Source organism: Ruegeria sp. CG11 (assembly GCF_056537245.1).
Genome location: NZ_JBQFRE010000001.1, coordinates 1023284 through 1044465, shown reverse-complemented (window position 1 = coordinate 1044465; position 21182 = coordinate 1023284). Strand labels below are relative to the sequence as shown.

The window sequence follows — 21182 nt, the reverse complement described above, 5'->3', positions numbered from 1 at the left end:
GCGGAATGTCCTGTCATGATCCACGAATCGTGCAGAAAAGGCCAATAAACTCGGCTCACGCTTTGCCGAGGTCGGGTGACAGGGTCAGATCAGTTTGCCCCACAGATCGTATTCGCCGGCCTCGTCGACCTCGACCGAGACGATGTCGCCGGGTTTAAGGGCTTCAAAGCCTTCGTCGATGAACAGGTTGCCGTCGATCTCGGGGGCATCCGCCTTGGTGCGGCAGGTGGCGGCCTCGTCATCGACCTCGTCCACGATCACGTCGATGGTCTGGCCAACCTTTGCCGCCAGCTTGGCTTCAGAGATCGCCTGCGCCTTTTCCATGAACCTCTCCCAGCGTTCTTGCTTGACCTCGGCCGGGACGTGATCAGGCAGGTCGTTCGACCGCGCGCCATCCACGTTTTCGTATTGGAAGCAGCCGACGCGATCCAGCTGTGCCTCATCCATCCAGTCTAGAAGGGTCTGGAATTCAGCTTCGGTCTCGCTTGGGTAACCGACGATGAAGGTCGACCGAAGGGTAATGTCGGGACAGGTCGCGCGCCACGCGGCAATCTCGTCCAGCGTCTTGGCGGCCGCGGCCGGGCGGGCCATGCGTTTCAGAACGTCCGGGTGGGCGTGTTGGAACGGGATGTCCAAATAGGGCAGCACGTTGCATCCCGCATCCGCCATCAGCGGGATCAGCTCACGCACATGCGGGTACGGGTAGACGTAGTGCAGTCGCACCCAGGCATCCAACTGCCCTAGCTCACGCGCCAGATCGGTGATGTGGCTGCGCACCTCGCGGTCTTTCCACGGGTTCACATCGTATTTGCGATCCAGCCCATAGGCCGAGGTGTCCTGCGAAATCACCAGAAGCTCGCGCACGCCATTATCGACCAGCTTTTCGGCCTCGCGCAGCACCGCATGGGCCGGACGGCTGGCCAGTTTGCCGCGCATGTCGGGAATGATGCAGAACTTGCACTTGTGATTACAGCCCTCGGAGATCTTGAGATAGCTATAGTGGCGCGGGGTCAGTTGCACACTGGCCGCGGGCAGCAGGTCCACGAAGGGGTCCGGATCGGGCGGGACAGCCGTATGGACGGCATCCAGCACCTGTTCGTACTGATGCGGCCCCGTCACCGCCATGATGCGCGGGTGATGCTCGCGGATGTAGTCCGGTTCCGCCCCCAGACAGCCGGTCACGATGACCTTGCCATTTTCCACCAACGCCTCGCCAATGGCATCCAGCGACTCGGCCTTGGCACTGTCGAGGAACCCGCAGGTGTTCACAATCACGGCATCGGCCCCGGAATAGTCCGGTGAAATACCGTATCCTTCGGCCCGCAGGCGGGTCAGAATCCGCTCACTATCGACCAGCGCCTTCGGGCAGCCCAACGACACCATACCAATCGTGGGCTGGTTCGGGCGCGGCGTGTCGGTGATCCGGGCAGAGGGTGCCAGGTCGGGGCGGAGGTTCGGCGGGTTCGTGGTCATGGCGCGGCATATAGTAGGGAACGCTTCCCCTTGCAAATGCGGGCTAGTCTTTGAATGATCTTTTTAACGCATGCCCAATAAGCGGAGAGCAGAAAATGAAATGGCTGTTGCGCATACTCTTCTTATTCGTGGTCGCCTTCGGCCTTGTCATCGGCGCATTGTTGCTGATGCCGGGCGACAAACTGGCCGCAATTCTGGCCAAACAGGTCAAAAGCGAGACAGGTCGTGAGCTAAAGTTGACGGGCGATGTGAACCTGTCCTTCTGGCCAGTTCTGGGGATGGAGACCGGCCCGGTCACCTTTGGCAATGCGCCTTGGGCAAGCTCGGAGCCTATGTTGAGTGCCGAGAGTTTGGCCGTTGGGGTTGATGCCGCCGGTTTGTGGAATGGTGATTTTCGGATTCGTCGCGTCTTTGCGGATCAACCGACTTTGCGGCTGGAATTGTCGGACGGGCGCGGAAACTGGGAGATGAGTGCTGCAAGTTCTCAGCCCAGCTCTGATAACAGCGTCGCGTCGTCTGAAGCCTCGGCGCAGGGGGTCGTGACACTGGATCGGCTGGAACTGACCAACGCGCGGCTGATCTATACTGAAAACGGCGCAACAAAGTTTGACTTTTCGAACGTCGACTTGTCTGCCAGCTGGCCCGATCCAGCCGCGCCATTGATAATGGAAGCACGGATGGCCGTTCCGGGTGGCAAGGTGAATGTGGACCTCAGGATACCCGACCTGCCCGCCTATGCCTCAGGTGCTGTCACGCCCCTGGAACTGGCGCTGACCGCGCCGGGCGGCGAGTTCGGGTTTGACGGTCGGGTCAACCTTGCCGGAGAGATGGACGGCAATCTCGAAGTCAAAACCAAGGATACCGAAAAGATGCTGGCCGCCTTTGGTCAGGCGGGTGTCGGGGTGCCGCTGGGGCTGGGTCGTGTGGCCGACGTGTCGGGGCACATGACGTATACGAAAGAAGGCCGCGCGTCGCTGCGCAACTTGGTGGCGCAGCTGGATCACAACCGATTCACCGGAGAGGCAGATATCGAGATTTCGGACCCGCCCAAAATCACCGCACGTCTGAAGGGCGGGGATATCGACCTGTCCCGATACAATGATGCACCCGCAACGGCCGGGGGTGGTTCCGGTACGGCATCTGCATCGGCGCCGTACAGTGGTTGGTCCACCGATCCAATTGATGCCTCAGCCCTAGCCTTAGCAAACGGAGAGATTCGCCTGACGGCCTCTTCCATCGCAGTGCCTGAAATCACCCTGGGGCCCAGCGACCTGACTCTCAGCCTTGATCGGTCCCGGGCGGTTCTGCGGATGGACCCGGCCACTTTGTTCGCAGGGCAAGTGACCGGGCAGGTGGTGGCCAATAACAGAAACGGCTTGTCCGTAGGCGGTAAACTGAATGCGCAAGGCATCGATCTACAGCAAGCTCTGTCCACGCTTGCAGGGGTCGATCGTTTGACAGGTTCGGGGTCTGGCGATTTCGAGTTTTTGGGCGTCGGCCAGACCGAGGACCAGATCATGCGGTCCCTCAGTGGGAAGGGCAGCCTGAATGTGGGGCAGGGCGTCATCGCGGGCATTGATCTGGATCGCCTGATGGGGCGGGGCAAGGACGCAGGCGGGACGACGGTGTTCAACAGTCTGACCGCCAGTTTCAATATCGATCAGGGTGTTCTGACCAACAATGATCTGCTGATGTCGCTGGATAATTTCCGTGCGGACGGAACCGGGCAGGTCAACATTGGGGCGCGCACGATTGACTATCTGTTCACGCCTGTCGCGCTGCGTGCCAATTCCGGTCAGGGGCTCGCGGTGCCAGTTCGGATTGTCGGGCCGTGGAGCGATCCGTCTATCAAGCCAGACCTGAGCAAGGTGATCGAAGCCGCCGCCGAAGGGAAACTCAAGGGTATTGAAGACGACGCCAAGCAAAAGGTTCTGGAAAAGGTCAGTGATGAGCTGGGAACCGTGGTGACCGACAGCGAAAGCGCTGAGGACGCTTTGAAAAACAAGCTGGAAGAAGAAGTCAAAAAAGGCCTGCTCAAACTGTTGGGCGGAAATTGAAAGGGGCGCCCTTGGGCGCCCCTATCCGGATTGGATCAGATCGTCTGGTCGTAGTCGCCAACGCCGGGTTCGGTCCGGATCACGGCATCGATATCTGCGAAAATGGCCCGCATTTCGTCTTCGCTGTCGCTGCTTTCGCAGACCACAACAAGGTTCGGCGTGTTCGATGAGGCACGCACCAGACCCCAGCTGCCATTGTCCAGAATGACGCGCGCGCCGTTGACGGTGACGACCTCTTTGATCGCGCGGCCGGCGAAATTCTCGCCCGCGTCGGCCTTGGCGACCAGCTTGTCGACCAGGCGCTTGAGGATGTCGTACTTTTCGGTGTCGGCGGCATAGGGCGACATGGTGGGCGTTGACCATGTTTTTGGCAGCGCTTTGCGCAGGTCCGACATGCTCTTGTCCGGGTTACGATCCATCAACTTGCAGATCTCAACCGCCACGCGCATACCGCAGTCGTAACCGCGCCCGATCGGTTCGGCCAGGAAGTAGTGACCGGATTTTTCGAACCCGGCCAGAGCGTTGATTTCCTTGACCCGCCGCTTCATGTGGCTGTGCCCAGTTTTCCAGTAATCCGCCTTGACGCCATGGGCCTGCAGTTCAGGGTCGCTGGCGAACAGGCCGGTCGATTTGACGTCGGCCACGAAGGTTGCGTTGGGGTACAGCTTGGCCAGATCGCGGGCCATAATCACGCCGACCTTGTCGGCGAAAATTTCCTCGCCTTCGTCATCCACAACACCGCACCGGTCACCGTCACCATCAAACCCCAACGCCATATCGGCACCGCTGGATTTCACGGTTTCGGCCATGTCGTGCAACATCTCCATGGCTTCGGGGTTGGGGTTGTAGTTGGGGAAGGTGTAATCCAGTCGGTTGTGACTGGGCACCACTTCCACGCCCATCCGTTCGAAAATCTCGGGAGCAAAGGCCGAGGCCGTTCCGTTGCCGGTCGCGCATACAACCTTGAGCGGGCGGGACATTTTGAAATCCCCGACCAGATCGTCGATATAGGCCTCTTTCACGCCTTCAACGAACTCGTATGAGCCGCCCTCGTGCGGAACGCCTTCACCGTTCAGAACGATGTCACGCAGCTCCGACATCTCGTCCGGGCCATGGGTCAGCGGGCGATCAAAGCCCATCTTCACCCCGGTCCAGCCATTCGGGTTGTGGCTGGCCGTCACCATGGCCACCGCCGGAACGTCCAGATGGAACTGGGCAAAATAGGCCATCGGGCTGAGCGCCGGGCCGATATCCTTGACCTGAATACCCGCCTGCATCAACCCGAGGATCAAGGCGTTTTTGATCGCCAGCGAATAGTCGCGATAGTCGTTTCCAACCGCGATTACAGGCTCGATCCCGCGTTTGCGCATCTGGGTGCCCAGACCCAGACCCAATGCCGTCATGCCGGGCAGGTTGATCTCTTCGGGGTATTTCCAGCGAGCGTCGTATTCGCGAAACCCGGTGGGTTTGATCATCGGGTCGCGCAAAAAGCTCCAGGTGTTCGGGGTCACCTCGGGGATGGGTTTGGTCATACTATCGCTCTTGATTAAATCTGAATCGGATTGGCTTTGGCCAGCGCATCAAAACGCATCAATGTGTCAATCAGTTGGGGCATCTGATCCAGATAGATCATGTTGGGCCCGTCGCAGGGGGCGTTGTCCGGATCCTGATGCGTTTCCATGAACACAGCGCCAGTACCAACGGCGACCGCGGCCCGTGCCATGACCGGGGCGAATTCTCTTTGTCCGCCAGACGAACCACCCTGTCCGCCGGGTTGCTGCACCGAATGGGTGGCGTCCATCACCACCGGGTAGCCCGTCTGGGCCATTTGGGGCAGCGACCGCATGTCGGCAACCAGCGTGTTGTACCCAAATGACGAACCGCGTTCCGTCAGCAGGATGTTTTTGTTCCCGGTGCTTTCGATCTTGGCGACGATGTTGGGCATTTCCCACGGGGCGAGGAACTGGCCCTTCTTGACGTTGATTACAGCGCCGGTGTTGCCTGCAGCCAGCAGCATATCGGTCTGGCGGCACAGGAAGGCGGGAATCTGCAGAACATCCACCGCATCGGCGGCAACGGCACACTGCGCCTCGGTGTGAACATCGGTTAGAACCGGAATACCCATTGTCTTGCGGATGTCGTCCAGAACATTCAGCCCGGCGTCAATTCCCATGCCGCGGGCACCGGACAGCGACGTCCGGTTGGCTTTGTCGTACGAGGCCTTGAAGACATACTGCGCACCGGCGGCATCGCAGGCCTCTTTCATTTTACCGGCGATCATCTGAGCGTGATCGGCGGTTTCAAGTTGGCAGGGACCGGCGATGATCGTCAGGGGCAGATCATTGCCGACCGTGAGGTCGGAGATTTTTACATGTTTCATATGTCTTACGAGGATACCTGTTCACGAAGGACCGACGCGGTAAGCGAGATCATCAGGTAGATACCAGCAAACAACAGGAAAGCCAAAATCGTATTTTCGAACTCGCGCGGATAGCTGGGTTCCTCGCTGGCCACCGGGTTTACCGAAACGGACAGGTAACGCACTTTGCGGTTGGCTTCGGTCCGTGTGGTTTCCATCTGCTCCATCGCGGTTTGCAGCATCATGTCGCGCGCCACCAGGTCGGCCTGCGCCATCTGAATACGTACGCTGAGCCGCGCAAGCGAGTTTTCGCCAGCGGAGACGTCCAGCATTTCTTCGTTCAACTCTGCCAACACGACCTCAAGCCGTTTGATGTCTGCGCGGACGCCGTCCACCTTGGCCTGGTTCGGGCGCAGGTTGTCCAGAAGGGCCGCCAATTGCAGTTCCTTTTCCTGCAACTCGAATTCGATCGCATTGATCCGCTCCCGCAGACCGGCGAGGACGTTTTCCGGGTCCAGCACTGCCCCCTGCAGCTGCAGTTCGATCAACTCTTCCTGCGCTTTTCTGCGCTCTTCCTGTGCCAGTTCAAATCCGGCTCGGGCATCGCGCATTTGATCTTCACGCTTCAATTCAGTCAAACCGTTGATGGTTTCCTCGGCGTAGGACAGCAGCAGAGAGGACAGCTCGACCGATATTTCGGGACTCGGCGCCGCTACCTCCATGCGGATGATGCCGTCACTTGGGTCATACCCGATGGTGATCATCCGCTTGTACAGTTTATAGGTATCCTCAAGAGTTGCATCCTGAGGCAGGCGCTGGATCGGGTCTATCCACTCATGCTTGAAGATTTCCGAAAAGTCGGTGTCATTCTCAAGCCGGACCAGCGCGTCTTTTGATTCCAGGAATTCCTGCGTGGCAACTGAATCCTGTGCTGTTGCGTATTGAGTGCCAGCCAGGAACCCGCCAAAGGAGGCGCCACCCCCATCTGCCTGCAGGATCGAAAAGGCCGAGTCGCTTGCGTACATCGGTGTCGCAACCCGATAGAAATAAATGCCGACAATCACGGTTGGAAGCAGAACAAACACCGCCAGCCGTGCGAACAGCGCAAACAGTTTACGTCTGCGGCGGCGTGCGATGTCCTTTTGGATTTCACCGATTTCCAGATTGCGCCGCTCCGCGGGGCTCAGCTCGGGCCCGGGCAGGCTTTGAGGCGATTCCTTGACCGTCTGCGGCAGTTGGATGGTGATTTTGTCCTTGGTCTTGTCTTCCGAGTCTTTCTTTTCGGCCGCCAGATCCAGCAGATTGGCCCGCTCAAAGGGGTCAATGCCCTGTTGACGCAACAATCGGACCGCATCGTAATCCGACGTTGCAGCCAGACCGTTCTTCTGCGCCAGACGCCGCGCCACGCGCAGTTGTCGCCCGGTCAGGCCTTCTCGTTTGATCGCGTCGATATCAGTCGCTGGTTGCGCGTCATTTGCGGCCTCGGACGGTTGCGTAGCCTTCCTGATACGCGAAATGGCATCGGCACGTGCGTCAGCTGAGTCGGAACTCTGATGGTTGCGTCGCCAGCGGTATTTCTTAGCCTTGGGTTTGGTAGTCATATAGCTGTCGTGCCTCTTCCAAGGTTTCGAACATATAAAGCTGACCGTCCAGAAGAACGGCGGCCTGTTGTGCAAACTTCTCAAGAACGGATGGGCTGTGCGATACAATGACCAGCGTCGTGGTGCGCAACCGCTCTTTCAGGATGTCGCCCGCTTTTCGGTTGAACTCCACATCGGTAGTCGCCGGCATCCCTTCGTCAATCAGGTACATGTCGAAATCCAGCGCCAACATCAGGGCAAAGGTAAAGCGTGCCCGCATACCGGATGAATAGGTTCCAAGCGGTTGGTCGAAATACTCACCCAGACCACACAGCCATTTGCAGTACGCCTCGATATAATCGGGATCCATACCGTAGATTTTTGCGATATAACGGGCGTTTTCTAGCGCAGAAAGCTTCTTGGCCACGCCGCCCGAGAACCCCATCGGAAACGAGATCCGGCAGGATTTGCGGATCACACCCTCGTCGGGTTTTTCCAGCCCGGCCATCATGTTGATCAGGGTCGTCTTGCCAGTGCCATTGGGGGCTAGAATGCCGATGGACCGGCCAAGCTCGATCCGGAACGAGACCTGATCCAGGATCACCTTGCGGCGGGTCCCGGTCCAGAAGGACTTGCTGACATTCTCGAACTCAAGCATTCAAGGCCTGCTGCTCTTGCGTTTGTTGCACCGGTCGGGCCGATGAGAGAACGGAATACTTACCGATCCATGTTGGCTACATTATGTCGAATTATGAAACAAATGATCAATGCGCGTGAAAGCGACCATTCGGCACTGTGACTAATGCATCGGTTGGACCGCGGCAACGCGTTGACTATCTTTCACTTCGACCGTCAACCAGTTTGATGCAGGAAATCTTGCGATCCGATGAACCCGCTGCAAAAAGAGATTGAAGCCTGCCGCATTTGCGCGGACAGGTTTCGGGCCACGCATACGGCACATGAACCGCGCCCGGTGGTCTGGTTCCGGCAGGGGACGCCGCTGTTGATTGCAGGGCAGGCTCCGGGCGCGCGGGTTCATGCCTCGGGCCGTCCGTTCACCGATCCGTCGGGTGACCGTCTGCGCGACTGGCTGGGGATCGATGAAACCGTATTCTATGACCGCGCCCGCGTGTCGATCGTGCCGATGGCATTCTGTTTTCCGGGGTATGACGAACGCAAGGCCGATCTGCCGCCTCCGCCGGTCTGTGGGCAGACATGGCATAACAGGGTGATGGACGAACTGGGGCAGGTGCCGCTGACCGTTCTGGTCGGCGGGCACGCGCACAAATACCATCTTGGAGTGCGCGGTTCGGTCACGGACACGGTGCGGGACTGGCAAGACCATGCGCCGCAGGTCTTTCCCTTGCCTCATCCGTCCTGGCGCAATACGGCATGGTTGAAGAAAAACCCGTGGTTCGAAGCCGAACTGCTGCCGGTTCTGCGCGCGCGGGTGCAAGAGGTTCTGAATGACTGACGAAACCGCCCTTGATACCGCCCACGCCGCGATGGAGGCCAACCCGCAGGACGATGCGGCGCGACTACGGTTCTTTGAACGGCTCGCTGACAGCGAGCTGTTCCTGTTGCTGGCCGAAGAGGCACAGGATGAAAACATCACGCCGGAACTGTTCGATGTTGCCGATGGCCGGTTCGTTCTGGCCTTTGACCGCGAGGACCGGCTGGCCCGGTTTGCGGAACGCCCGGTGCCCTATGTGGCCTTGTCCGGTCGGGTTCTGTCCGGGATGCTGGCAGGGCAGGGGATTGGTCTTGGGCTGAACCTCGAGGTCGCGCCGTCCTCGATGCTGATCCCGGCCGAGGCGCTGGGCTGGCTGGCTAGGACGCTGGAACATGCGCCGGAAGAGGTGCAGCAGCGTCTGGCCGAGTTTCTGCCTCCGACCGGCCTGCCGGATGATCTGCTGAAGGCGCTGGACGCAAAGCTGGCCACAGCCGTTGGCTTAGCCGAGGCCGCCTTTCTGGTCGGAACCAAATCAGAGGACGGAGGCGCGGGGCATCTGCTGGGCTTTGTCGGCGCGGTTGAGGGGGCTGAGGCTGCGCTGGCCAAAGCAGCCTCCGAGGCGCTGACCTTTTCCGGTATCGAGGCCGGAGCGATGGATGTCGGGTTTTTCAGCCCACATGAAGCAGCCGCAGCCGCGTTGGCGCGTGTCGGCCTGAGATTTGATCTACCTCAGCCTGAACAAAGGGTCGTTCAGCACATCACACCGGGCAGTGATCCGGACAAGCCGCCGGTTCTGAAATAAGCAGACCCCGCAACCGGTCAGGTCGCGGGGCCATGCGTTGTTATTCCGCTGCGGCTTCCAGTTTGTCCTGCGTGCGGGTTTCAAAGTCGTTGGCGTCGTGGCGCTCGTGCAGTTGAGTATGCGGCTCACCAAACGCGCGGTTGACCATACGGCCGCGCTGAACGGCGGGCCGCGCATCGACGGCTTTGGCCCAACGCATCACGTTTTTATAGGATTCGACATCCAGGAACTCGGCCGCGCTGTACAGACGGCCCAGAACCAGCTGGCCGTACCAGGGCCAGATTGCCATGTCGGCGATGGTATAGTCTTCACCCGCGATATAGGTGTTCTCGGCCAGCTGACGATCCAGCACGTCCAGTTGACGCTTGGCCTCCATGGCGAAACGGTTGATTGGGTATTCCCATTTCTCGGGCGCGTAAGCGTAGAAATGGCCGAAGCCCCCACCCAAATACGGCGCACTGCCCATTTGCCAGAAGACCCAGTTCATCACCTCGGTCCGCTCGGGGCCGGATTTCGGAAGGAACGCGTCGAACTTCTCGGCCAGATGGAACAGGATCGAGGCGCTTTCGAACACGCGCATAGGCGCGTCACCAGAACGATCCCACAGCGCAGGGATTTTCGAGTTCGGGTTCGCTTCGACAAAGCCCGAGCTGAACTGGTCGCCCTCGCCAATATTGATCAGCCAGGCATTGTATTCGGCGCCTTCATGACCCAGCGCCAGCAGCTCTTCCAGCATCACGGTGACTTTGACGCCGTTGGGTGTCGCCAGCGAATACAGTTGCAGCGGATGGCGCCCGACCGGCAGGTCCTTGTCGTGGGTGGCGCCGGCGATGGGGCGGTTGATATTGGCAAACTGGCCGCCGCTCTCGCTGTCCCAAGTCCAGACTTTGGGAGGCGTGTATGGGGATTGCTCGGTCATCGGTTGTCTTTCTCAGCAAAGTTCGGGTGAATTGTCCGTCCGCCACAACAGCTAATGTTGCAAAGCCCCGAGTCCAACCCCGGATGTCAAAGAGGTTTTGTAACAAACGGGGTCGAACCTCTCACGTTTTTTCATCCGACCTCACAGCGGCGCGAGCAGGACTGCCCATCGGGGTGAAAATACCTATTCTCTCTCCAACGCCAAACCCAAAGGACAAAAGGATTGACCATATGAAAAGCTTTGCCCTGTCTTTCGCAACTGCTCTGACCCTTGCCGTTCCGGCTTTTGCCGGGGATCAATATGTGGACGGCACCGGGTTTGCCGTGTCGGGTTATGACGTTGTCGCCTATCGCGGTCTGGATCAGGCGCCAGTTGGCCAATCCCAGCCCGAGGCAGTACGTGGCCATGCGGACATTACAGCGGAATTTAACGGTGCGACCTGGGCGTTCTCGACCGAGGAAAACCGTGACAAGTTCCTTGAAAACCCGGCGTACTACGCACCTGCCTATGACGGGCATTGCGCCTATGGAGTGTCGCGGGGCGGCAAGGTTCCGGCAAACCCGAACCTGTGGCGGATCGTTGACGACAAACTGTACCTGAACATCACAGATGTTGTTGTTGGCTTCTTTGAAGAGGATATCCCGGGAAACATCAATCTGGCCGAAGGTAATTGGCCGGGGATCGAGGCTGATGACGCATCGACCAGCGTGATCCCGAAATTCACCTCGGAAGGCCCGGTTGTGAACTAAACTACTACTCACCAAGAACAAACCCGGCTCTCACTAGGCCGGGTTTTTCGTCAGCTCGCCAGCCAGAAATTGTCGCGCATTTGCTGATCCGCGTCGAACTTGATCCGGACGCTCTTGGCGCCGGGGAATTTGCACGCAGCGATCGTTTCCGGAACCACAACCTCGCCCGCGCCGGTATCCTTGGACTGAAAGCTCAGCACCTCGGTTTCCATTCGCCGGGCCGAAGCCAGAAACGAAGTCGGTAGTGCCACCCGGTTCGGCCCTTCCTTCACAGGGGTCGGGACGAAATAGGTCAGATGACGGCCATAGAATCCCACCGCATCAGGGACGTGGTCGGCATCTGAAGTGCCCTGCGGGTCCGGATTTGGTTCGTTACCATCCGGATTATGCGCCAGAGCGGTGTTCAGCAAACTGCGGCAGGCGGCGATATCGGTGCTTTCCAGCTCGATCACACGCTTGCGCAGCTTCGGGCGCCGGGGAGTACCTGTGGTTTTCCCTTTGCTGGTCAGTCCTTCGCGGCGCAAAAAGTCATATGCTTCCTTGGCGCGGGCGAAATGGGTGCAGTCGCCGTTTCTATGATCTGGGTGAGCGCGAAATGCGATATGGCGCCAGGCATCCCGGATATCGTCGGACCCTGCTGTCTGGTCCAATCCCAAAGCCGCCAGCGCATCTGCGCGTGCATTTATCTTTTCGACAGGCTCCATACTCAAACAACTCGTTAAACAAACACTACAACCTCAGTTTGAAGAGGCGTAGGGTCTTGTCAAATTTTAGCGAAATTTTATTGCGGGGGTGGGGACAGTTGGCTCAACAGCAGGCTATTGTTCGCGTTTGTTTTGCGGCCGCCAAACCCGCCGCTACCCAATAAAAAGCCCGGAGCCTGAGCAGGATCCGGGCGAAGGTGACCAACAGGAAGGTTCAGGCGACATTCTGAAGTTCGGCCCGCGGTGTAATACCCAGTGCAAAACACACATCACGTGTCAGTTCCGGGCGATTCAACGTGTAGAAGTGCAGCTTGTCCACGCCGCCATCGATCAGGTCAGAACACAGCTCGGTGCATAGGGCGGTGGCCAGCAGGTCCTCACGATCATCGCGAATCGCCTTTTCAAAGGCGTGTTCGATCCAGTCGGGGATATGTGTCCCGCAGCGGCGGGCAAAATTGCGGGCGCCTTTCCAGTTCTCGATCGGCAGGATGCCGGGCACGATGGGCTTGTCGATCCCAGCCTTTTCGCAGGCATCGCGGAACCGGAAAAACGTCTCGGCCTCGAAGAAGAATTGGGTCAGTGCCTCGTCCGCACCAGCGTCCAGCTTGGCCTTGAGCCACTCGATATCCGCCGAAAAATCCTGCGCTTCTGGGTGCTTGTCAGGGTAGGCACCGACGCGGATGTTGAACATTTCGGTTTCGGCCAAGGCTTCGATCAATTCGACCGAATTGGCGAATCCGTCGGGGTGGGGTGTGAACCGGTTGTGACCTTTGGGCGGATCGCCACGCAGGGCGACAATGTTCTCAACCCCGGCACGTGCGAAGGTGTCGGCAATCTGCAACGTCTCTTGGCGCGAGGCATCCACGCAGGTCAGGTGTGCCGCAACGGGCAGGCCGGATGATTTGTGCAGCGTCGCCACCGCATCGCGCGTCAGCTCTCGGGTTGTGCCCCCCGCGCCATAGGTGACCGATACAAAGCGCGGCTCCAGTGGCGCCAGGGTCTGAACCGTATCCCAAAGACGGAACGACGCCTCCAGCGTTTGCGGCGGGAAGAACTCGAATGAAATCTCAGGTGTCGTCATATCTGCCTCACAGGTCCAATCTGGGGCCCTTGTGCCAGTTCCTGCATTGTGAGACAAACTCATATTACTCAAGAACAACATGAGTCTCATTGCAATGCACATCGAATTCCGGCACCTGCGTACGATCAAGGCCATACACGAATGCGGCGGGTTGGCCCGTGCGGCGGATCAGCTGAACATCACGCAATCGGCTTTGAGCCATCAGATCAAAGGGTTGGAGGATCAGGCCGGGGTCGAACTGTTCCTGCGCCGGTCCAAGCCGATGAAGCTGTCGGCAGCAGGGCTGCGCCTGTTGCGGCTGGCGGAGCAGATCCTGCCGCAGGTCGAGGCGACGCAACAGGAGTTTTCATCCTTGCGTGATGGGCGTACGGGCCGGATGCACATCGCCATCGAATGCCATGCCTGTTTCGAATGGCTGTTCCCGGTGTTGGAATCGTTCCGCAAATCCTGGGGCGATGTGGATGTCGATATTCGTCCGGGTCTTGCGTTCGACGCCTTGCCCGCGTTGCAGAAGGAAGAGGTCGATCTGGTCGTTTCATCCGACCCTGAGGATCTGCCGGGCGTCGAGTTCATCGAGCTGTTCGACTATGACGCGGTTTTCGTCGCGGCCTCTGCACACCCTTTGGCGCAGAAAGAGTTCATCGAGGCCGAGGATTTCCGGGGCCAGACGCTGATCACCTATCCGGTCGAACGCACCCGTCTGGATATCTTCAGCCAGTTGCTGATCCCTGCACGTGTCGAACCCGCTGCGATCCGGCAGGTCGAACTGACCGCTGTGATCCTTCTGTTGGTGGCGTCGAACCGCGGTGTGTCTGTGTTGCCCGATTGGGTCGTGCGTGAGGTGAAGTATAACTCGGACTACGTCACCCGCCCGCTGACCAAGGATGGGATCACCCGCAGGCTTTACGCTGCTGTCCGCACCGAAGACCTGGAAAAACCCTATGTGCAGGAACTGATCGAACTGGCCGGAACCGAGGCGCGCAAGCTGCAGTCACAATAAGCGCGAAACGCGGGTCTGTTATGCGCATCATTCCTCTTGGCAAGGGCGCATTGCCCCAGTATACGCGCGGTTTGACCGGACAGGAGCCTTTGGACAATGGTTGGCAGTGCAAACCTCAACATCATGATCAAAGCCGCGCGCAAAGCGGGGCGTTCTTTGGTCAAGGATTTTCGTGAAGTCGAGAACCTTCAGGTGTCGATGAAAGGCGCGGGTGACTTTGTCTCCAAGGCCGATATTGCAGCCGAGGAAATCCTGAAAGAGGAACTGCTGGGCGCGCGTCCGACCTATGGCTGGCTGGCCGAAGAGGGCGGCTCCATCGCCGGCGAAGACCCGACCCGCCGCTGGATCGTGGACCCGCTGGACGGCACCACCAACTTCCTGCACGGCTTGCCGCACTGGGCGATTTCGATCGCGCTGGAGCATAAGGGCAAGATCGTCGCCGGTGTGATCTATGACGCTGCCAAGGACGAGATGTTCTTTGCCGAAAAGGGCGAGGGCGCGTGGATGAACGACACCCGTATTCGCGTCTCGGGCCGTCACCGCATGATCGAGTCGATCTTCGCGACCGGGCTGCCTTTCGGAGGTCGTTCGGACCTGCCTGCCACGCTGCAGGATCTTGCCCGGTTGATGCCCGTCTGTGCCGGTGTGCGCCGCTGGGGCGCTGCGGCGCTGGACATGGCTTATGTGGCTGCTGGCCGTTACGAGGGGTTCTGGGAACGCCGCCTGAACGCCTGGGATGTGGCTGCCGGGATCATCATCGTGAAAGAGGCGGGCGGCTTCGTGCAGGCCCTGGACCCCGAAGGCAGCGTGCTGGAAGATGGTGAGGTGATCTGTTCGAACGAACCGATCTTTGATCAATTCGCCAAAGTGATCCGGGGCTGATTATCCGATATACCCGTTGAACAAGCGCGCCCCGTTCGAGGCGCGCTTTTTCGTTTCAGAGGGTTGCCCGCTCTGCCAGTCCGGCCTCGTCTGCAAATTTTGCGGCAACGGACACGACGGCGAGGTCTTGCAGGCCGACGCCCGTACCGTCGAAGAGAGTGATTTCTTCGACAGAGGCCCGTCCGAGGTGGGAGTTGTTGATGACAGCGCCGATGGGGGCGATCTGGACTTCGGTAAGATTACCGCTGCCGAAGGCGTGTTGCGCCTCGCCTATCGAAATGGACTGGGCAACCTCGTCGGTGAAAACAGTAGCGTGAGCGACCAGTGCCGCGTCGACCTCTTGCTTGCCCTTGGTATCGGTGCCCATACAGGCCAGATGGGTGCCGGGTTTGATCCAATCCTTAATTAGCAACGGTTCAAAGGCCGAGGTGATTGTGATGATGACATCCGCCTGCGCGCCCAGTTCTTCCTTAGTGACGGCTTCAAATTCCCGGCCGATCTCATGCGCGACCTCGCCCAGACGGGGCAACATCTCGGGGTGGGGGTTCCATGCGACCAACTTTTCGAAATCTCGTTGCTTGGCCGCGGCGCGCAATTGGAAGGTGGATTGGTGGCCCGCTCCGACCATGCCCAGTACTTTGGCATCACTGCGGGCAAGATGAGCGATGGAGACACCGAAGATGCTGCGGTGCGCACGGCGGTCAGGTAGTTGCCACCGACCAAAGCCGACAACCGTCCAGTATCGGGGTCGAACAGGAAGACGGTGGACTGATGATTGGTCAGCCCTTTCTCCATTTTCCCCGGCCAGTAGCCGCCAGACTTGACGCCCAGCACCTGACCGGCGCGGGCAAAGCCGGATTTGAAGCATCGGCGTAACCAATGGCTTCGCGTATGACTAGGAAGTTATAGGCGTCGCCACGCGCCATAGCGGCGAAGACGTCCTGAACCGCATCAAAGGCTTCGGCGCGGCGGACGAGTTTCTGGCAGAGGTCTTCTCCGACGATCAGTAGGGGTTTGTCTGACATATCTTTCATGATCCTTCGTTCGCCTCAGAACGCCTTGCCGCGCGCGGAGACGGGCCAGAGGGTTTCAATCTTGCCGTCGCGCACGCCCACGTACCAGTCGTGGACATTGGCGGTCGGGTCACAGTGGCCGGGCACCAGATGCAGCTTGTCATTGACCTGTAGAACGCCCTCGGGGTCGGCAACAACGCCGTGTTCGTCGGGAACACTTGATGTATTCGACATCCATGCGCCCGAACACCACCGGCAGTCCGCTGCCCACCGACTGCGCCTTGAGGCCCGCATCAACGATGGCCTTGTCCGCCTTCGCGTGGCTCATGACGCTGGTGAGGATGAAGAAGGCGTTCTCCCACTCCCCACGGTCGATGCGGTTGCCGTTCTCATCGAGGACGCGGCCATAGTCGGCGTCCATGAAGGCGTAAGAGCCGCATTACAGTTCGTTATACACGCCCGAGGTGCTCTCGAAGTAGTAAGACCCGGTGCCGCCACCGCCGACGATGTCGCAGTCCAGCCCTTCGGCCTTCAACCCGTCAACGGCGTCTTTTACCTGCGCCACGGCGATGTCGATCTTGGCCTTGCGGTCTTCGTACAGGTCCATGTGCTGCATCGCACCCTGATAGGCCTAGATGCCCGCGAATATCAGCCCCGGGGCCGCGTCGATGGCCTTGGCAATGGCGATCACCTCGGGCGTGGTGGTCAAGCCGCAACGGCCCGCGCCGCAGTCGATCTCGACCAAGCATACGATCTGGGTGCCATGGCGCTGTACGGCCTCGGACAGGTCGGAGACATTGCCGATATCGTCGACGCAACAGATCGTCCGTGCGCCCAGTTTGGGCATCTGTGCCAGCCGGTCGATCTTCGCCGGGTCGCGTACTGATTGGACACAAGCACATCCTTGATGCCATCGCGCGCAAAAACCTCGGCCTCTGGCACTTTCTGGCAGCAGATGCCACAGGCCCCTCCCAGCTCGACCTGCAGCTTGGCCACATCGACGGATTTGTGCATTTTGCCACGCACCCGGTGGCGCATGCCATGGGCCTTGGCGTAGTCACCCATCTTCTTGATGTTGCGCTCCAGCGCGTCCAAATCCAGCACCAGAGCCGGAGCTTGTGTCTCAGACGCGTCCATACCGATTGCGGCGGGGATGTCAAAGCCGACCTCAAGCTGGTCGATGTTTACGAGCTTGTTCATATCTTCCTCCTTAGCCCCGGGGCCAGGACAGTTTATCCAGATCCACATTGCCGCCGGTGATGATCACGCCGATACGCTTGCCTTTGAACACCTCGGGGTACTTCAGGCTCGTCGCCAGCGGCACCGCGCTGCTGGGCTCCATCACGATGCGCAGGTATTTCCAGGTGGTCTTCATCGCGGCGATGATCACGTCTTCGCTGGCGGTGTGGATGTCGCTGACGAAGTTCGAGACAAAGTGCCAGGTGTTCTCTTTCAACGGTACTTTCAGCCCGTCGGCGACGGTGTCCGGTGCGTCATCGGCGATAATGTGACCTGCCTTGAAGCTGCGATAGGCATCCTCGGCCTGCTCCGGTTCCGAGGCATAGTTCTTCACCTCAGGCGCCCGGTTCGACAGGGCCAGGCAGGTGCCCGAGATCATGCCGCCGCCTCCTATGGGGGCGACCACCGCGTCCAGGACGCCGGTCTGTTCCAGCAGTTATGCCGAGCAGGTGGCCTGACCAGCGATCACGCGCGGGTCGTTGCAGGGGTGCACGAATTCGCCCCCGTGCGCGCCTGAACCTCGACAAACACCGCCGCGCGGAGGTGGTCGAGGGCTCGCATTCAGTGATGATCCCGCCATAGCGGCGCACCGCGCCCTTCTTGGTCTGCGGCGCGGTGCGCAGCATCACGACATTACAGGGGATGCCCCGGCGGCCCGCCGCATAAGACAGGTTGAGCGCGTGGTTGCCGCTGGAATGGGTGCAGACGCCGCGCTCGGCGGTCTCGTCATTCAGGCCAAAAACCGCGTTACAGGCACCACGCAGCTTGAAGGCCCTGGCCTCCTGAAGGTTCTCGCATTTGAAGAACAACTGCGCGCCGGTTAGATCGTCCAGATAGTCGGACCGCAGCACGGGGGTGCGGTTTATTTGGGGTTCGATCCTCTCATGCGCCGCGAGCATGTCGGCAAGGGTTAGGCAATCGGCTGTGGGCATGTCGTCAGGCATCCGGCGCTCCTTACGCCGCAGATTGCATGGGAGTGGCGTAGCCAACGCGGAAGTACTCCTGCGCCGCAGCCATACCGCTGCCCAGTTCGATCGGGTAGTCCAGATCGGCCATCGCCATCTCGATTGTGGCCAGACCAGACAGGGCCATCACATCCGTCAGGCTGCCCAGATGGCCGATAAGGAAAGCTTTGCCGTGCATCTCGCCCAACCCGATGCCAAAGCTGACGCCATAGGCGTTGAAAGCGTGATCGGTCAGCGCATTACTGTCGAAGCCGTCGGGCACATAGATCTCGCTGACCGTATCCGAGTAGAGGTTCGGCGACTGCGCCACCAGCTCCAGCCCCTAGGCGGCGGCCTTTCGCACGCCTTCGGCCAGGCGGAAGTGGCGGGCATAGACGTTGTCGAGCCCTTCCTCGAACAGCATCTTCAGGCTTTCGCGCATCCCGTAGATCAGCCGCAGCGGCGGGGTGTACGGGAAGCCACCCGAGGCGTTCGCGACATCATATCACGAAAGTCAAAGAAGGTGCGCGGCAGCTTGGCCGTCCCCATTGCGGCCAGCGCCTTGGGGCTGACGCAGAGGACCGCCATGCCGGTCGCCAGCATGAATCCTTTCTGCGAGCCGGACACGGCTATATCAACGCCCCAGTCATCAAACTCGAACGGCATCGAGGCCAGCGAACTGACGCAATCTACGAACGGCATTGCCGGATGGGTGCTGGCATCCATCGCCTTACGCACTGCCGCAATGTCCGAGCGTACCCCGGTAGCTGTCTCGTTGTGAGTGACCAGAACTGCCTTGATTTCGTGCGCTTTGTCCGCAGCCAAAGCCTCGGCGAACTTATCCACCGGTGCACCGCTGCCCCACGGGCATTCGATGATCCGAACATCCAGCCCATGGCGCTGACACAGCTCGATCCAGCGATGGCTGAACATGCCATAGCGGGCCACCAGAACCGCATCCCCGGGGCTGAGTGTATTAGTCACCGCAGCCTCCCATCCACCCGTACCACTGGCGGGGAAGGTGACGACCTGACCCGGTGTCGTTCCGAACACCTTTTTGCTGTCTTCCAGTACGGGCGAGAAAGTCTCAACAATATCCGGCGCACGGTGGTCCTGTGTCTGAACCTGCACCGCCAGTCGCAGGCGATCCGGAATGTTCGTCGGGCCGGGTACGAAAACAGGGTTCTGAGTGGACATCACTAATTTCCTCCAAGATGGAAATCAGTGTCCGGGAAATCTCTCCCGCTTGAAATTTTCTTGAAAAATATTTTCATTTTTGCATTTAAATTTATAAGTCAATGAATTGGCGGGTTTTTCCGTTTTTCATTCCCGAAGGTCGAAAATGGTGATTTCGAAAAATCACGGGGACAAAACGGGGAGAGGCAGAAAAGGAGTCTCAGAAAAGACCGCGCGGCAGGCCGAAATCGCTTTTCAAGGAAAGCTCGGCCGGGACCATGCAGTCACTGGATCGAGCGCTGGGCGTGCCGACGGCGGCGACGCACCGCATACTGACCACTCCGCAAAAACATGGTTTCGCCTCTTTTGACGACGAGCGGCAGGAATGGATGATCGGGATCGATGCTTGCCGGACCGGGGCCTCTTTCCTGCGCCGCAACAGCGTGATCGAGATCGGCGCCCGATCCTGCGGCGTCTGATGCAGGGTAGTGGCGAGACCGCAAACCTGGCGGTGCCGGATGGCGCTGAAGTGGTTTTTGTCGGTCAGGTCGAGACGTTGAACTCTATCCGGGCGTTTTTTCCGCCCGGTGCGCGGACGCCAATATATGGGTCTGGCACGGGCAAGGCGATACTGGCCGCGATGAACCCGGATGCGGCCAACAAAGCCCTCAGTTCCGTTGACCCCGAGCGGTTCACGGACCACACGCTGACCGCCGGTTCGGGCCTGACGGCGGATTTGGAGAAAACCCGCGCGCGGTTGGTCGTATGACCACGAGGAGTGGTATGAAGGCATGTCCTGTATCGGGGCCGCCATCTACAACGACCGCGCCGAACCCTGTGCCGGGATATCCGTGTCCGGCCCATCTGTTCGCTTTCACGCGGACAGGGCCTCGGAACTAGGCGCCTTGGTCAAAGACGCGGCGCAAGAGATTACGCATCTTAGCGGGGGGCAGATGCCCCAATCCGAGGGCTGAGCCCTATTTGCGCGGGACGCGTGGAATGCGGGATTGCGACAGCTTGTATTTGTGCTCGGGGTGGGGCGGGTGTCCGTGGGTGCGGCTCCAGTACTCTGGTCCGCCGCGTTTCAGCCAAAGCGGGATGCACAGGATAAGGCCGACAAGGAAGCCGCCTGTATGCGCCCAATAGGCGACGCCGCCCTCGTCCGGGTTGCTGGCAAGGCTGCCTACGAACTGGATGCCCAGCCAGATGCCCAGCATGATAAAGGCCGGGATGGTGAAGATCCGAAAATACACGATCAGGATCAAAAGGACGTCCACACGGGCCTTGGGGAACAGCAGAAGATAGCCCCCCATCACCCCGGCGATTGCACCCGACGCACCGATGGTCGGCACCACCGAGTCCGGGGCAGTGACGACATGGATCAGACCTGCACCAATGCCGGCAACCAGATAAAACAGCAGAAAGGGTAGGTGGCCCATCTCGTCTTCGAGGTTGTCGCCGAAAATCCACAGGAACAGCATGTTCCCTGCCAGATGCATCCAGCCGCCGTGCAGGAACATCGAGGTCAACAGCGTTTCCAGCGCAAACCCGTCGGTGATCCGCGCAGGGATGACCGCGTAGTCGAAATAGAACCGGCTGATCAGCCGGTCGTTATCCATGATCCCCACATAGCTGATGAAAATCAGTATATTGGCCGCCATCAGAAGATAGACGACATATGGCGTGCGCCCCGAGGGGTTATGGTCACGGATCGGAAACATGGGGGGACGCTGGGCTTTTCCCGGCCCAGC

19 protein-coding genes and 4 pseudogenes are annotated in these 21182 nt (G+C 59.5%); 8 read left to right on the top strand and 15 right to left on the bottom strand.

The features are described from left to right. Positions 1–84: 84 nt before the first annotated feature. Positions 85–1473, bottom strand: a complete 1389-nt coding sequence (gene rimO, locus ACR0KW_RS05175) for a 30S ribosomal protein S12 methylthiotransferase RimO (protein WP_480804034.1) — start codon at positions 1471–1473, stop codon at positions 85–87. A gap of 95 nt (positions 1474–1568) precedes the next feature. On the opposite strand from rimO, the gene ACR0KW_RS05170 reads away from it, so the two are divergent. Further along, entirely contained in the window at positions 1569–3530 is a 1962-nt protein-coding gene (locus tag ACR0KW_RS05170) for an AsmA family protein (protein WP_480804033.1), read from the top strand. A 35-nt stretch (positions 3531–3565) separates the two neighbouring features. Here the strand turns inward: ACR0KW_RS05170 and ACR0KW_RS05165 are convergent, their stop codons facing one another. Genes ACR0KW_RS05165 through ACR0KW_RS05150 form a run of 4 tightly spaced genes read right to left on the bottom strand, consistent with a single transcriptional unit; the run spans position 3566 to position 8127 of the window. Next, on the bottom strand, positions 3566–5062 hold the full coding sequence (locus ACR0KW_RS05165) for a phosphomannomutase/phosphoglucomutase (RefSeq protein ID WP_480804032.1): 1497 nt from the start codon (positions 5060–5062) through the stop codon (positions 3566–3568). 14 nt (positions 5063–5076) lie between these two features. Next, on the bottom strand, positions 5077–5910 hold the full coding sequence (kdsA, locus tag ACR0KW_RS05160) for a 3-deoxy-8-phosphooctulonate synthase (RefSeq protein ID WP_480804031.1): 834 nt from the start codon (positions 5908–5910) through the stop codon (positions 5077–5079). 5 nt (positions 5911–5915) lie between these two features. Next, entirely contained in the window at positions 5916–7490 is a 1575-nt protein-coding gene (locus ACR0KW_RS05155) for a KpsE/RkpR family capsule polysaccharide export protein (protein ID WP_480804030.1), read from the bottom strand. Beyond that, positions 7468–8127 carry an ABC transporter ATP-binding protein gene (locus ACR0KW_RS05150; protein WP_480804029.1) on the bottom strand — a complete coding sequence of 220 codons (660 nt, stop codon included), beginning with the start codon at positions 8125–8127 and terminating at the stop codon, positions 7468–7470. The genes ACR0KW_RS05155 and ACR0KW_RS05150 overlap by 23 nt, the downstream gene beginning before the upstream one ends. A 228-nt stretch (positions 8128–8355) precedes the next feature. Here ACR0KW_RS05150 and ACR0KW_RS05145 point away from each other — a divergent pair, with 228 nt between their 5' ends. Together ACR0KW_RS05145 and ACR0KW_RS05140 are read left to right on the top strand one after the other, a co-directional pair. Next, complete coding sequence (locus ACR0KW_RS05145; RefSeq protein WP_480804028.1) at positions 8356–8943, top strand: uracil-DNA glycosylase family protein; 588 nt, start codon at positions 8356–8358, stop codon at positions 8941–8943. Beyond that, on the top strand, positions 8936–9724 hold the full coding sequence (locus tag ACR0KW_RS05140) for an SseB family protein (protein WP_480804027.1): 789 nt from the start codon (positions 8936–8938) through the stop codon (positions 9722–9724). The genes ACR0KW_RS05145 and ACR0KW_RS05140 overlap by 8 nt, the downstream gene beginning before the upstream one ends. Positions 9725–9764: 40 nt before the next feature. On the opposite strand, the gene yghU is transcribed toward ACR0KW_RS05140, so the two are convergent. Beyond that, a complete protein-coding gene (gene yghU, locus ACR0KW_RS05135) occupies positions 9765–10643 on the bottom strand; it encodes a glutathione-dependent disulfide-bond oxidoreductase (RefSeq protein ID WP_480804026.1) in 879 nt (292 codons plus the stop codon). Positions 10644–10873: 230 nt separating this feature from the next. Between yghU and ACR0KW_RS05130 the strand changes: the two genes are divergently transcribed. Continuing rightward, positions 10874–11392 (top strand): YHS domain-containing (seleno)protein, encoded by a 519-nt coding sequence (locus ACR0KW_RS05130; RefSeq protein WP_480804025.1) that lies wholly within the window; start codon positions 10874–10876, stop codon positions 11390–11392. Positions 11393–11442: 50 nt separating this feature from the next. Here ACR0KW_RS05130 and ACR0KW_RS05125 read toward each other — a convergent pair whose 3' ends face one another. Together ACR0KW_RS05125 and metF are read right to left on the bottom strand one after the other, a co-directional pair. Then, positions 11443–12096, bottom strand: coding sequence for a DnaJ domain-containing protein (locus tag ACR0KW_RS05125; protein ID WP_480804024.1), 654 nt, complete (start codon positions 12094–12096; stop codon positions 11443–11445). 214 nt (positions 12097–12310) lie between these two features. Next, on the bottom strand, positions 12311–13177 hold the full coding sequence (metF, locus tag ACR0KW_RS05120) for a methylenetetrahydrofolate reductase [NAD(P)H] (protein WP_480804023.1): 867 nt from the start codon (positions 13175–13177) through the stop codon (positions 12311–12313). Between the two features lie 94 nt (positions 13178–13271). Here metF and ACR0KW_RS05115 point away from each other — a divergent pair, with 94 nt between their 5' ends. Together ACR0KW_RS05115 and ACR0KW_RS05110 are read left to right on the top strand one after the other, a co-directional pair. After that, positions 13272–14177 carry a LysR family transcriptional regulator gene (locus ACR0KW_RS05115; RefSeq protein ID WP_170440916.1) on the top strand — a complete coding sequence of 302 codons (906 nt, stop codon included), beginning with the start codon at positions 13272–13274 and terminating at the stop codon, positions 14175–14177. A 96-nt stretch (positions 14178–14273) separates the two neighbouring features. Next, the gene (locus ACR0KW_RS05110; protein ID WP_480804022.1) at positions 14274–15059 is read left to right on the top strand and encodes an inositol monophosphatase family protein; all 786 of its coding nucleotides are present in this window, start codon (positions 14274–14276) and stop codon (positions 15057–15059) included. 55 nt (positions 15060–15114) lie between these two features. Here ACR0KW_RS05110 and bhcD read toward each other — a convergent pair. From bhcD to bhcA, 6 genes and pseudogenes are all read right to left on the bottom strand, one after another. Then, positions 15115–16093, bottom strand: a pseudogene (gene bhcD, locus ACR0KW_RS05105) (iminosuccinate reductase BhcD). 15 nt (positions 16094–16108) lie between these two features. Next, on the bottom strand, positions 16109–16366 hold the full coding sequence (locus ACR0KW_RS05100; RefSeq protein WP_480804021.1) for a hypothetical protein: 258 nt from the start codon (positions 16364–16366) through the stop codon (positions 16109–16111). A 145-nt stretch (positions 16367–16511) separates the two neighbouring features. Further along, positions 16512–16679, bottom strand: a complete 168-nt coding sequence (locus ACR0KW_RS05095) for a hypothetical protein (RefSeq protein WP_480804020.1) — start codon at positions 16677–16679, stop codon at positions 16512–16514. A gap of 24 nt (positions 16680–16703) precedes the next feature. Then, positions 16704–16919 (bottom strand): alanine racemase, encoded by a 216-nt coding sequence (locus ACR0KW_RS05090; RefSeq protein ID WP_480804019.1) that lies wholly within the window; start codon positions 16917–16919, stop codon positions 16704–16706. A 363-nt stretch (positions 16920–17282) separates the two neighbouring features. Continuing rightward, positions 17283–18255 (bottom strand): annotated as a pseudogene (locus ACR0KW_RS05085) (pyridoxal-phosphate dependent enzyme). A 10-nt stretch (positions 18256–18265) separates the two neighbouring features. Next, positions 18266–19452: pseudogene (gene bhcA / locus ACR0KW_RS05080) on the bottom strand (L-aspartate--glyoxylate aminotransferase BhcA). A gap of 257 nt (positions 19453–19709) precedes the next feature. Here bhcA and ACR0KW_RS05075 point away from each other — a divergent pair. Together ACR0KW_RS05075 and ACR0KW_RS05070 are read left to right on the top strand one after the other, a co-directional pair. Further along, positions 19710–19910, top strand: coding sequence for a hypothetical protein (locus ACR0KW_RS05075; protein ID WP_480804018.1), 201 nt, complete (start codon positions 19710–19712; stop codon positions 19908–19910). Beyond that, positions 19817–20405 (top strand): annotated as a pseudogene (locus ACR0KW_RS05070) (IclR family transcriptional regulator). The gene ACR0KW_RS05075 and the pseudogene ACR0KW_RS05070 overlap by 94 nt, the downstream one beginning before the upstream one ends. A gap of 3 nt (positions 20406–20408) precedes the next feature. On the opposite strand, the gene ACR0KW_RS05065 reads toward ACR0KW_RS05070, so the two are convergent. Then, positions 20409–21152, bottom strand: coding sequence for a rhomboid family intramembrane serine protease (locus ACR0KW_RS05065; protein ID WP_480804017.1), 744 nt, complete (start codon positions 21150–21152; stop codon positions 20409–20411). Positions 21153–21182 lie beyond the last annotated feature (30 nt).